Annotated in this window: 10 protein-coding genes and 1 tRNA gene; 3 read left to right on the plus strand and 8 right to left on the minus strand. The window is 62.6% G+C overall.

Translation table 11 applies throughout. The features are described from left to right. Nucleotides 1-170: 170 nt before the first annotated feature. Nucleotides 171-404 carry a DUF982 domain-containing protein gene (locus FFM81_RS13370; RefSeq protein ID WP_003574002.1) on the plus strand — a complete coding sequence of 78 codons (234 nt, stop codon included), beginning with the start codon at nucleotides 171-173 and terminating at the stop codon, nucleotides 402-404. Nucleotides 405-406: 2 nt separating this feature from the next. Here FFM81_RS13370 and FFM81_RS13375 read toward each other — a convergent pair whose 3' ends face one another. After that, entirely contained in the window at nucleotides 407-622 is a 216-nt protein-coding gene (locus tag FFM81_RS13375) for a hypothetical protein (RefSeq protein ID WP_025415852.1), read from the minus strand. A 562-nt stretch (nucleotides 623-1,184) separates the two neighbouring features. Here FFM81_RS13375 and FFM81_RS13380 point away from each other — a divergent pair. Beyond that, nucleotides 1,185-1,817, plus strand: coding sequence for a class I SAM-dependent methyltransferase (locus FFM81_RS13380; RefSeq protein WP_003574006.1), 633 nt, complete (start codon nucleotides 1,185-1,187; stop codon nucleotides 1,815-1,817). An 81-nt stretch (nucleotides 1,818-1,898) separates the two neighbouring features. On the opposite strand, the gene FFM81_RS13385 is transcribed toward FFM81_RS13380, so the two are convergent. The 7 genes from FFM81_RS13385 to bcsN all read right to left on the minus strand — a co-directional run bounded on the left by FFM81_RS13385 (nucleotide 1,899) and on the right by bcsN (nucleotide 12,001). Then, nucleotides 1,899-1,975: transfer RNA gene (locus FFM81_RS13385), tRNA-Pro, on the minus strand. A gap of 98 nt (nucleotides 1,976-2,073) precedes the next feature. Further along, the gene (locus tag FFM81_RS13390; protein ID WP_003574008.1) at nucleotides 2,074-2,742 is read right to left on the minus strand and encodes an HAD family hydrolase; all 669 of its coding nucleotides are present in this window, start codon (nucleotides 2,740-2,742) and stop codon (nucleotides 2,074-2,076) included. A gap of 101 nt (nucleotides 2,743-2,843) precedes the next feature. Continuing rightward, a complete protein-coding gene (locus FFM81_RS13395) occupies nucleotides 2,844-5,219 on the minus strand; it encodes a cellulose synthase (protein ID WP_138384841.1) in 2,376 nt (791 codons plus the stop codon). Further along, a complete protein-coding gene (locus tag FFM81_RS13400) occupies nucleotides 5,216-6,259 on the minus strand; it encodes a family 8 glycosyl hydrolase (protein ID WP_003574011.1) in 1,044 nt (347 codons plus the stop codon). The genes FFM81_RS13395 and FFM81_RS13400 overlap by 4 nt, the downstream gene beginning before the upstream one ends. Further along, complete coding sequence (locus tag FFM81_RS13405; RefSeq protein WP_003574013.1) at nucleotides 6,256-8,712, minus strand: cellulose biosynthesis cyclic di-GMP-binding regulatory protein BcsB; 2,457 nt, start codon at nucleotides 8,710-8,712, stop codon at nucleotides 6,256-6,258. Before FFM81_RS13405 ends, FFM81_RS13400 begins: the two co-directional genes overlap by 4 nt. Continuing rightward, nucleotides 8,709-10,901, minus strand: coding sequence for a UDP-forming cellulose synthase catalytic subunit (gene bcsA, locus FFM81_RS13410; RefSeq protein ID WP_003574015.1), 2,193 nt, complete (start codon nucleotides 10,899-10,901; stop codon nucleotides 8,709-8,711). Before bcsA ends, FFM81_RS13405 begins: the two co-directional genes overlap by 4 nt. 107 nt (nucleotides 10,902-11,008) lie before the next feature. Next, nucleotides 11,009-12,001, minus strand: coding sequence for a cellulose biosynthesis protein BcsN (gene bcsN / locus FFM81_RS13415; protein ID WP_097535582.1), 993 nt, complete (start codon nucleotides 11,999-12,001; stop codon nucleotides 11,009-11,011). 310 nt (nucleotides 12,002-12,311) lie between these two features. Here bcsN and FFM81_RS13420 point away from each other — a divergent pair, with 310 nt between their 5' ends. Further along, a complete protein-coding gene (locus tag FFM81_RS13420; RefSeq protein WP_025415847.1) occupies nucleotides 12,312-12,626 on the plus strand; it encodes a DUF1236 domain-containing protein in 315 nt (104 codons plus the stop codon). Nucleotides 12,627-12,659: the final 33 nt, after the last annotated feature.

Below are 12,659 nucleotides of genomic sequence, written 5' to 3' on the forward strand. Positions count from 1 at the left end.
ACGCATCCACGCTTGCATTGCCGGCCGCCCTCCGCAACCGGCAAAAATGATTATGCGCGAGGGGCCGAACTTTAGCAACTATGCAAACTTCCACAGAACAAAATTAGGGAACAAAATTTTGTGCCGCGCGTTTTAGGCGCGTTTGCAGCAGGAATCAGCGAGTACCGACGTTGAGTGAAATACGCTTTCCCTCCCCCGTCCGGGTCTTTTCTCAAAACCGCAGCCTAATCGTTTCCACCGTTTGGGAAGCCGTCGAGTATTTGAAACGATGGCCGAAGAAGCGCGAGCGCGACTATCGCATTGCGCGCCAGCACTGCCTGGATGCGCTCGATGGATTGCGCAGCCCGCGCGCCGCACAGGCTTCCTTCATTGCTGCGGCGAAGACGGCGGGATTGCTGCTATAAGATCAGCTGCTGTGGCGGCTGGCGGCGAGCTGAGGGTGAATAAAGCCTTCCGTGATCACCTTGGCGGTCATCTCGATCACCTGGTCCTCGGCGAGTTCAGCAAGCGCGAGGGCGACATCGCCCTCCGGCCAGCCGGCCTTGACGGCCTCGTCGGACAAAGCCTGGAATGCGCCGGCGAGGGCTTGTCTGCAAGTGAGATTCTGCTTCATTTCCGCCATGCGCTCGCAGTAGGCTGTTTGTGACAGGGACGCTTTTAATCTACACCTATTCGCATGAATTCGAAGAGGTTTCACGTTATTTAAATTTGAAATCGGGTATTTCATATTCGATCTCGGTATAGTCTTAACAAAAGGCAACCAATACCGCCTAGCGTCACTGGAGACGTGCCAAAAAGAACTAATATATTTATTTGATTCCACACCATCGAAGGGTATTTTACTGCATTATTTGCTGCAAATGGTCGCAGCTATCGGCGTTGAACCGACGGCGGGTCACCCCGCCCGAGCAGACGAAATCCGAATTGCGGCAGTTTTCATCATCTTCCCGCCTCCCTGTCAAATTCTAGATCTTCTATGGGCGCTCATCGTTCGTGAGACGAAGGTGAGCCCGGCCGAACGCGCGCATCCATCACCAGCGCCCCTCACCTGCCGCGGGCGCCTTCGGCGCTAATCACGTTAATACCACAACGACACCACACTGCCGTCAAACTCCGCTGTACCATTGTGTGGCGTATTATTGGGCTGGCGGGCTCACTACTCCCTCACTACTCCAGGAGATAAAATGTCTATCGAACTAGACGCAACGACCTATATGCATGCCAGACCGGCGACCGCCCATTCCTATATCTTGCCGGCTGTTGTCGATGTTCTTGAGAATAGTTTTCAGGAAGCAAACGAAACGTCGGTCTTCGACCTTGGTTGCGGTGCCGGCGGTGCTGCAGCCGTGCTTGCCCGAAAGGGCTATGATGTAATCGGTGTCGATCCCTCCGAGGACGGTATCGCAAAAGCGAGAACGGCCCACCCGGATCTGCCGCTGGAAATCGGCTCCGGTTACGAAGATCTCTCCAGCCGGTACGGCACCTTCGATGCGGTGATCAGCCTTGAGGTCGTGGAGCACGTTTATGACCCCAAGGCATTCTCGGCCACCATGTACGACCTGGTGAAGCCCGGCGGCATCGCGGTCATGTCGACGCCTTTTCACGGTTACTGGAAAAATCTGGCCTTGGCCGTGAGCGGAAAGATGGACGACCATTTCATGCCTCTCAAGGACCATGGCCACATCAAATTCTGGTCTCCGGGAACGCTGAGCACGCTTCTGCACGAAACAGGTTTCGAAGAGGTCGACTTCGAATATGTCGGGAGGATTCCGCTGCTGGCCAAATCGATGATCGCGATTGCCCAGAAACCGCACTGAACATTCACCGTTCTCCGCACTGACCGCGAGAGCGGCCGCCACACGAAACGTGATGTTCTGACTGGATTTCAAGGGGATAAATGGTCGGGGCGACTGGACTCGAACCAGCGACCCCTTGACCCCCAGTCAAGTGCGCTACCGGGCTGCGCTACGCCCCGACCTGCCGAAACGGCTTGCTTCGTTTAGTTTTTCGGCGCGTGCAATGCAAGCGGAAAAAACTCGCCTCCGACAAAAAGCAGGTGGTTTATCGGATTGGTCAGATCGCGATGAGCTTCAACTGGCCTTCGCCGGTCTGGCCGGGCTGCCATGCCTGGTAGTTGGCGATGGAGAAATGCGGGGTTTCGAAGGGGGTGGCATGGGTTTCGGTAATGACCGTGACATCGGCGCCGGCGGCCTCGCCCGCGAGGATGCCGGCGACAGCGTCTTCGAAAACGAGGCATTTCGAGGGATCAACACCCAGGCGGCTGGCGCCGAGCAGATAGCCTTCGGGACTGGGCTTACCGGATTTGACCTCCTGGCCGCTGACGATGACCGTCGGCATCGGGATGCCGGCTGCAGCCATGCGGCGTCTGGCGAGCTCGATCGGTGCGGAGGTGACGATCGCCCATTTGCCGTCGGCAATGGCGGAGAGGAAGCGGATGGCACCGGGAATTTCAACGATGCCTGAGACATCCTCCATCTCCTCGGCGAGCAGCAGGTCCGCCTCATGGGCCGGATCGACGCCTGCCAGGCCGAGCCCGCGAATGACGTCGGAAGCGCGGATGCCGTGGATCGTCTTCAGGAAGACTTCCGGTTCGAAGCCGTGGCGCCTTGCCCACTCGCTCCAGACGCGTTCGACGACGGCGATGGAATTCAGCAGCGTTCCGTCCATGTCGAAAAGGAAGGCGTCATACGATTTGTCGAGGATATCGTGGGGAGCGGGCACGGGCGTTTCCTTGCGGGTGCGAGGCCGGGGTGACCCCTGCACAGGCGAGTAGCGGAGAGCGGCGTCGGCGTCAACGACTAGCGTTGACGTCGACGTCAACGCTAGTCATTGACATCAGGGTGGGTGACGTTGCGAACGTCGGCCAGACCGCGTGCGGCGTCGCGGCTGCCGGTCGCGGCAGCGGCTTCAAAGATACGGGTCGCATCGCCATACATTTTGAGATTGAAGTAGCTGTAGCCGCGCAGAACCATCAGGTCGATGCGTTCCTGCTGCAGCTGGGCGCGCTGATCGAGATAGATCAGAGTTTCGCGATAACGCCCGGCGTCGAAGGCCGAAAGCGCGCGGTCGGCGAGGATCGCCATCTGGAGCTCGGCGGCCCGCTGGCGGTTCTGCGGCGCCTTGGTGGCGGCAACGGCGGCGTTGCTGGAGAGGCCGGCGCGCAGATAGGCAAGGCTCTGGCCGTAGGCTGCGTCTTCACGGTCCTTGCGGACCGGGCTCTGCAATGCCGTCTCGAAGGCCGAGATCGCCTCCATCGGCCGATTGATATCCATCAGGCACCAGCCGCGCGACAGCGCATTGGCCCGGCTGAGCTGGGCCGCATCGATGGTCGTCGAGCAGCCGCGTGTCTGGCGCGGACCGCGCGCAACCGTCACCGTCTGCATCGCCGGCCTTGCCGGGCGAACGGCGACGTCAGGCCCCGGCTGCAGCTGGCGTTCATCTGGAAGCGGCTCGTTTGCCGTAGCTGGGCGTTGCGCCGGCTGTGTCGGCTGAGCCGGTTGCTGCGGGGCAAGTGCGCCCTTCTCCGGCGGCAGGACGCGCGCATTCGGTATCAGCGAGGAGGTGTCTTCGAGATTGGTGATCCGGTCCGAGCGTCCGGCCCAGGCGCGCTGCAGGTCGAGCACACCCTTGCGGTCGCTCAGCTGTTCGCGCGTGACGACAAGGCCATAGGCCGACGGCTCGTCATCGGGTTTCCAGACCAGCGCGGTCTCAAACCAGCGCGCGGCGGTCTGGAACTGGTTGAGCGAGCGGGCATACCAGCCGAACTGCTGCGCCGTCGGCACATATTTCCGGGCAATAACCTCGGCGGCGATGCGATGCAGCACGTCTTCGGCGAGTTCAGCCGGCGGCTGCAGCGCCATCAGATTGGCGGTCGCCGCGAGATAGGTGGCACTCGCGTCGTCGGAATCGGCACGCCAGCGGAACATCACGTCCTCGGCTTCCTCAGGCGCCTTGCGGGCGATCAGCGCCAGCGCCAGCCCCTGCGAAGCGGCGGCAGTATCCTGCTTGGCTCGGGCGGCGCGAAACCACTTCTCCGCCTCGGCATCATTGTTGCGGCGAAGCTGGTACCAGCCGAGCAGCAGCGCATCCGAGGCAAGTCCCTCGGTCCCGGCGAGTTTTTCGAGGCGGGCGACGTAATCGGGCGCGATGGCGAGCTTCGGATCGTCATTGCCTTCGGCGATGAAGCGTCGGGCGAGGTTGTCGCGGATCGCCTCGAATTCCCTACTGCCGTCGGACGCCGGTCTTTCCAGCGCAAGCAGCGCCTGCATCGGCTGGTAGGCAAGCAGTGTCGAGGCCTTTTCGACGGTCGCCTGCCGCTCGGCCGGATTGGGGCAGTTCTTCAGGATATAGTTGTAGGCGTCCTGGCCGCGCTGCTCCCTCTTCGTCTGGATGAAGGCTTCGGCGACACGCCAGAGGACATCGACCTCGCTGCAGGTGAGGAGGCTCGGGGTTGTTGCGGCGATATCGACCACCGTCGCATATTGCTTGAGGTCGGAAGCGTTGATGAGGCGGGCGCGGGCCTCGGCGACATCGAGCCGGTCGAGCAGATCGGCTGGCGGCTGCCATCCGGCATCGGCTGCCTGACGGCCGGCGATCGCCTTGCGCAGCTCGGCATAGCGGCCGTCGGAATAAAGCTGCCACATGGCCTCCAGCTGTTTGTCGCCGTTTTGCGGCACGGCGAGCGGATCGGCCGGCGGAACCCAATTCGGGTAGAGCGCCTGAAGGCGGGAGATCTCAGCCTGGAGGCGCACCTTGTCGCCGCGGCTGGCGAAATAACGAAGCGCGCTTTCGTCGACGGCAGGCTGCGTCGGGGCGGCGGCCTGCTGCGGCGCCGGCGTCTCGGACACGATGGGAGGCGTGATCGGCGCCGGCTGAGGCGCAGAAGGGGTCGCAGCTTGAGGCGCGGCTGATGGCAGCGGTGCGGGCTGCTGCGCGACAACATTTGGATCTGAAGTATCCGATGCTGACGGCGGCGGGGACGTGATCGCCTCGATCTTGTCGGCGACAAGCTGCGCATTGAATTCGGAATTGCCGGCAGCCTCGGTCGGCTTGATGCGGCCCATCATCATCAGCTCCGGCGCCGGCTTGCCGGCCGAGCCAAGGCCGAACTTTTCCTGCAGCGCGGCACGGTCTTTCAGCCCGGTGACGAGGCTCGCCACCACCACTGCCGCTGAAACCGCCACGAGAGAAGACTTCACAGACACTCTGGATGCTTCTCCCCGATATAGGCCAGCCCCAGCAGTTGAAGGGTGGACGGATAATAGAGTGCGGGGGCAAACTGCAGCGCCGAGTTCGGCAGCTTGGTCCCATCGACAACACAGGCCACAACATCGTTAACAATTCGATAACCGGGGTCCGACAGAACGGTCTTCGGCCGGCCGGTGGTCAGGTCGATGGTGGCGGGAACGCCGTCTTGCGACATCCCCTTTTGCAGGCGGATGAGCAGCGCCTTGTCGGTGATGCCGCCCCGCGCGAGATAGAGCGGGATGCGGATGGCGTTATATGAGAATTCGGCATCGAACCCCTCTGCCGGCCGCGGCTTGTCGTGCAGGCTCACCCATTCGGCAGGCAGCTTGCGCGGGCCGAATTGCATCGTCTTCAATAGTTCCACGCCGTCGTCCGACAGTTTTTGCCAGGCGTCCGACGGAGCGAGCGCTGACATCACCGGGATCGCCTCATAAATCCAGTAGGATGGGTTTACAACGGGACCATCGTCGCGGTCGCTGCCGGTAAAACCTTCGGTCCCCGGCATCAGCAAGGTGCGGCCCTGCGAGCTGCCGACGGTTTCGGCAAGCAGTGCCTGCGCCATGCGGGAGGCAGCGAGGATATAGTCTTCCCGTTTCCAGGTCGTTCCGGCCAGCGCCAGCGCATAGGCGATCAACATGTCGCCATCGGTGGCATTGTTGGTGTCGGCCACGTGCGGCTTGACGTTCGGATCCCATTTCCAGACGGCCAGGCCATCGTCGCGCAACAGCAACTCGGTGCGGGTAAAATACCAGATCTGCTCGAAATCGGCGGGGCTTGCTGCGAGGTAGGCGAGCAGCAGGCCATAGCCCTGCCCTTCGCTGTGGCTGATGTTGCCGTTGCCGTTGTCGACGATGCGGCCGGTCGGATCGAGAAACTTCGCCTTGTAGGCCGACCATGCGCCGGCATTGATCATCGCCTGCTGCGCAGTGGCGGGCAGGCCCGGTGCAATCGCGACCGTTGCCGCCAGCAGGAACGCGCGCCACCGCCTCATTTCGACCGGCCCAGCTTTTTGAGCATCTTCGACGTGGTGACACCGATCAGGAGCACGAAGACGACGAGCAGCGAGGCATAAGAGAGGATATTCGTCGACAACCAGTTAGCGGCGATCAGGCGGTAGTTGGCGATCGACCAGGGTGTCGACGGCACGAAATCAAAACGGGTGACCGGCACCGCCTCGATCTTGCCGGTCTTGCTGGAATAGGTGGTGATGTGGCCTGATATTTGCGGCCAGTTCAGCTGCGAGGTCAGAACCTCCACCCCTTCGCGCAAATCCTTCGCCGATGGCGCCGCCACCACGGTCCAGGAGCCTGCTCCCGCCGGGCTGGAGCCCTGGGCCACCAGAAGCGAGGCGGTGTTGGGCGGCGTAAAGATTTCTTCGGCGCCCGGCGCGAATTGCAGCGAACTGCGGGATATATCGAAATTGCGCCACAGCCACTCGCGGAAAGCGGTCATCCGACTGCGCAAGACACCGCCACTGACCTTGGAATTCCATTCCTCGAAGGCCGTACCGGTGTCGACGACACCCGTCTGCGCATCCGTCACCGGACGCCACGAGGCCTGGCTCGCCGTTGATATATTGGTCTGCGACAGCGCGGTTGTCGGCATCTGCGAGATGGAACCGATGAAGATGGCGTCACGATCGCCGATCGTATTCGGCGAGGCGACTGTTTCCACAGGGATCGGATGGCCGGCCATGATCGCCATCTGGCCAAGCAGGGTGGCGGCGGCCGAAAGCGTGTCGGCATCGACACGGTCGATGAACAGCGGCATCGGCTCCGTGGAACGACCGTAGGGATAGGCGGTGCCGGCCATGGCAGCCAGATTTGGCCGCTGACCGACACGGGCGAAATCCGGCATGTGCAGCTCGGAGGTATCGAACAGGGCAAAGCGGGGGTTGGCGGCGGCGGTGGCGCCCGGCGCGCAAGCCGCATCGTCCTTGGTCATCAGGATCGCCTCGATCGCCACCGTATTCAGGCCGGGCTTGACGTGCCGCATCGTCACGCGGATCGGCAGATGGCGCAGGATACCGCCCGTTGTCGTGGTGATCGGCACGGTGGAGGCGATATTGTCGTTGACGTAGATATCGATGTGACTGCCGGGCAGAACGTTGTGGGTATAGGCGGCGTCGAGCAACACCTTCGCCTCGCCATAGGCATTGGCGTAAAAATCCGCCGGCACGGCAAGATTGAAGCTGGTCCGCAACCGCCGGCCGGAGAATTCGGTGGTCTTCACGCCAAGCTGAGACAAAGCGATGTTCGTATCGGAAAAGATCAGCGGCGCATTCGGCGCGCTCCAGCGCTCGGTGGTCAGCGCGTCGCGGCGGACATCTGCGGATCTGTCCGTCGGCGAGACGATGGTATCGATCGCCGAGGAGACCGCCTGCCAGGAGGGGCCGCTGATCAGAAGCACCGGCGAGCCGCTGCCCGGATTGGTGACGAAAGTGGCGAGTGCCGCACTTTCGGCGCCGGGCGGCAAGCCGGGAAAGAGCGGCCGCAGTTCCGCCGCGGTGCCGACGAGTACGCTGAGCTTACCGGGCCCGCCGGCCGGAAGCGAGGAGGTGCTGAAGGCGAAAATCTGGTTCGGCATGCTGCTCAGCACAGACAGGCCCTGCGCCAGCCGCAGCAGCGGCTTGGTGGTGCCCGGCTGCTCCAGCGCCGGGACGACGATGTCGAACTCGGTCTTGCCGGCGCCGTCGACGCCGATGGCGCGGATAGCATCGGCGCTCGCCGGCTCCGCGGCATCACTGCCGGCAAAACTCAAATAGGTTCCGGCCGGATCGATATTCGACCACAATTCATAGGTGGACTGGATGCTGCAATCGGTGCGGTGGCGCTGAGCGGCTTCAAAGGTGACGACATTGGCGCCCGGCTGCAGCAGGCCTGGCGGAACCTCGAAGGTGACGGCCGACAGGCCGTCCGGCGAGCCGACCCGCTGCTGGCCGATCGGGCGATTATTGAGATAGACTGTCAGCGCCGAGGCCTCGGGCGCGACGACGATCGAATTCTGATAGGCGAAGGTGAAGCTCGCCTTGGCTGCCGCTTGTTCCGGCGTCAGATAGACGGACCATGACCGCCGGTCATATTCGCCGCTGAGACCGAGCTTCGAAAAGGGCACCACATAGCGACGGACACTGCCGGCGCGCTGAACCAGAGCCGTATTTGCCGCCGCGGCTGGCTGCAGCGCGGGCGGCTGCGGCTGAACGGAGATTGCCGGGGGGACTGGTGCAGGAGCGGGAGCGGCCTGGGGTGCAGGTGCCGGCAACACGGAAACCGGAGGCGTGACCGGAACCGGCGCGGTCGCTGCCGGCGGCACTGGCGGTGTCAATCTCGGAGTAACGGAGACGCCGGGCGGCCGCTCGCCGGACATGTCGAAAGGTGCCGTCTGCGCCTGGGCGAAGACGGAGGCATTCAGCAGCAGAAGCGAGGCGGCGACGATGCTTCTCATCCGGCGTTGACCTTTGCTGCCTGCTGCCGGGCTTCCCGTTCCGGCCGCATGCTGCGGAAGAAGTAAATGAGGCCGCGGCTCGTCTGGTAGAACGCCAGGCCGAGGAACCAGATGGTGCCACGGATCAGGCCGGGATTGTGACGGCGCGAGGCCTGGAATTCGGTCCACTGGCCTGAGTTGGCAAACATCAAGTCGGCGATCAGGCGGTGGTCGAGCGCGCTTTTCGGCACGTACTGGCAGCCGACATTGCTGATGTCGCCTGACGGCTCGATATTGCGGACGATGAGCGGCAAGGTTTCCAGTTCCGCGCCGCTATAAGGCCGGAAGCGGATTTCGCCGAGGGCGCCGACCAGCATCTCATCGAGTTGCTTGTTGAAGATGTGAAGCCTGGCGCCATGGACGGAGACATCCTCGATCGAAGCGGCATACCACTTGCCGTTGGCGCCGAATTCGCAGCGACGGTTGACGCGTACGCGGCGAGACAAGGCGCGTTCGCCGCGCTCAGACACGACACCGAGCGCGCAGCCGGCCATGATCAGGTTGATGAGGTTCCAGCCGCCGACGACGAGCGTGACGTCGGCCTTATAGGGCTCGGCATAGATTCTGTAGATAGTGATGATGAGCGCGACGATCTGCACCGCAAAGATGACGAAGAAGGGGCGGCTGATCTCCGACAGGCGGCTGACCGCGATCGATTCGTCCTTGGCGGTGACCTTGAAGGTCGGCTTTCTCGGATTGAGCATGACGGAGACGACCGCCGGCAGCAGATGCACGCTCTGGACATATTCGTAGAGTTCGGAAATCCACGGCCAGCGGAACGACCCGTAGAGGTAGTTCTGCATCATCAGGTTCACCAGCATGTAGGCCAGCGTATAGGCAAGGAATTCGCCGCCGGAGGCGGTGAAGATTTCCAGATCGAAGAACAAATAGAAGAGCGGCGCAAACAGGAAGATGGTGCGCGGGAACGGAAAGAGCCAGAAAAGCGTGGAGGACATGTAGCAGAGGCGCTGCGGGATCGACAGGCCGCGCTTCAGCAGCGGGAAGCGGAAGCGCAGGATCTGCATCATGCCCTGCGCCCAGCGGCTGCGCTGGCCGATGAAACTTGCGAAGGTGGCGGGCTGCAGGCCGGCGATCAGCGGTTTGTCGACATAGATGCTGTTCCAGCCGCTGCCGTGGAGCGCCAGGGCCGTCTCGCAGTCTTCGGTGATGCTGACGCCGGAAAAGCCGTTCTGGGATTCAAGCGCCCTGCGGCTCAGGACCGCGGCCGAGCCGCAGAAGAAGGCAGCGTTCCATTTATCAAGGCCGCGCTGGATGATGCCGTAGAACATTTCGTTCTCGCTCGGCATCTTGTCGAAGGTCCGCAGGTTGCGCTCCAGCGGATCGGGATTGATGAAGAAATGCGGGGTCTGGACGAGGAAAAGCTTCGGATCGTCTTCGAAGTAACCGACGGTTTCGAGCAGGAAATCGCGGGCCGGCGCGTGATCGGCATCGAAGACGGCGATCAGTTCGCCGGTCGAATGTTTCATACCATTGTTGAGATTGCCGGCCTTGGCGTGCTCGTTGCGGTCGCGCGTAAGATAGTGAACGTCGAGGTCTTCGCAAAGCTGCTTCAGTTCGATATGGCGGGCGGCCGCCGCTTGGGCCTCGAGCAACTTGCCGGAGTTACGCTTCTGCAAGGTGCCGCCGTCGTCGAGCAGCCAGACATGCAGCTTGTCGGCCGGATAATCCATGGCCTTGGCGGCAGCCAGCGTGTTGCCGAGAAGCCCGGCATCCTCGTTATAGGACGGTACGAAGACATCGACATGCGGCAAACGCCCGGGATTGGCGGCACGCGAGGGGCGCGGCGGCAGCGGCGTGGCGACAATGAACAGGCTGAGCGCCAGCATCGCGACGCTATACATTTCGGCAAGATAGAGCAGCAGGCCCGGAATGAAATTCTCAGGCTGGTTCACCGGCGGCAGCGTATTGGTGGTGCGCCAATAAACGTAGCGCAGCACGATCGAGGTGCCGAAGGCGAGCGCCACCAGGCGCCAGGTCCCCTCGCCCTTGAAAATCTTGATCAGCGCCATCACCGTCACGACCGTGATGCTAGTGATGAGCTGCGTCTGCAAATTGACCGGCAACGTGATCAGCACGATCATGCAGAGCGAAACCACGGCCCAGATAAAGACACTGCGGGCTTTGCGCATCGACGTTCCTTCGAAATTGCTCAACCGAGGCGCCCTTCGGCGCTCCGGGTATGCTCACTGGAACAGGATGCCGTCCGATAACCACCCACACTTTTCGGCATCATGCTCTATCTCCGGCAGGCGGCCGTCATGGCCGCGTCGCCTATGCAGTCCGGCGATGGCACAGCGACGCCGATCGCTCTTGCGGATTGTACGACCGGTTGTTCGGGCGGCGCGGCTGCCGCATCCGGCGTTGCCCTCGCCTGCGGCGCCTCGCCGGGCAGCGGCACACGCGGGCCGATGGGCGGAGGCATCGGTGCGGGGCCTTGCGCCGGTTGCGGGGTCGAAGCGCTGCGGGGCAAAACCGCCCGCGGCCGGCTGACAATGGCGGGCGCCGGCTCGTAGCCGATCGGCATCGGGCTGGCGCGATAACCGCCCTGGTCAGGATAGATCGGCTCGCCGGTGCGCCCCAGCGCGGCATCGGCGGGCGGCGGATTGCCGTAAGGATTCCAGATCACTCCGTCGAAGCTACCGACTATGGTGTAACCATAGACGATGCTAAGCAGCTGGCGCTCGCTGGCGTTCGCGTCGCAGAGACGCAGGCGCAGCTGGATCATGCCGAAGTTGCGCGCCCGGCTGGTGGCGTTGACGCTTGAGCGGATCTGCTGCCAGGCATAGAGGCAGGTGTCGCCGGCACGGCTGCGGCCGGAGGCATAACCGAAGGGGCCATAGCTGTTCTGCAGGAAGGTCGCCGACGTCGCCATGGGCACGCCGGGGGCCGAGCGCGCCACCTCGCGGGCAATGCCGCTCTCGTTGATCATGCTGAAGCTGGCATTGCCGGTGCCGGGGTTGGCCCCGGATGCGCCGAAAAACTGGACCTTCAGGAAATTCTGGCCGGGGACGGAGGATGACGTAAACAAGGAAACCGTCTGTTCGACGCCGTTGCCACGCTTGCGCTCGACGACGCTGACGATCGACGGGCCGCCGGGCGGCGGCAGGACCAGCGCCTTTTCAGGCGCCACGGTCTCCGGCCCGGAGGGCTCGCGCACACCGCCTGTCGACGTACAGCCGGCCATCATGCCCAATACGGCCACCAGCGATATCGTCTTCCGCAAACGCATGTCTCGAGCCGCCGCAATCGTCTTTCCAGATATCCATTCGCAAAACGCGACGGACCTTCGAATCAACGACCACACGGCCGTTCACAGGGTATAAATCGCCAACATGGTTAATGAAGAGTAAACACCCGGCCCTGCCGCCGGACGGACTCGCACTGACCGTGATTCGGACAGATCAACCGTATGGTGCATAATTTGGTTTAGCAATATCTTGCAGGCCTGGCGCCTGCCTTCCGCCAAGAAGAGCCGGCGCGGAACTATGCCGTACGGCCGGCGTTGCCTTGATGTCTTAGGTTAAAAAGGAGAACATCCCGTGCGCACCATCATGCTGGCTGCCGCCGCCGTGCTGACCATCAGCTCCGCCGCCTTCGCGCAGAGCACTGTCATCATCACCGATCCCGCGCCGACCGGCTCCGTCGTGTTGCCGGGCGAAGTTCGCACCTATGTGATGGAGCAAAACACGCCGTCCGCCGTCTATGAAGGCGATATCGCGGTCGGCGCGACGCTGCCCGATACCGTCGAAGTACATACCGTGCCGAATATTGACGGCTATGGCTATACTGTCATCAATGAGCGGCGCGTCATCGTCGAGCCGAAGACGCACCGCGTGATCCAGGTTCTGGAATAACGCGGTCGCCAACAGTGGATGTGCGGCCGTGGT

The sequence above is a fragment of the Rhizobium hidalgonense genome (assembly GCF_005862185.2).
Taxonomy (GTDB): Bacteria; Pseudomonadota; Alphaproteobacteria; order Rhizobiales; family Rhizobiaceae; genus Rhizobium; species Rhizobium hidalgonense.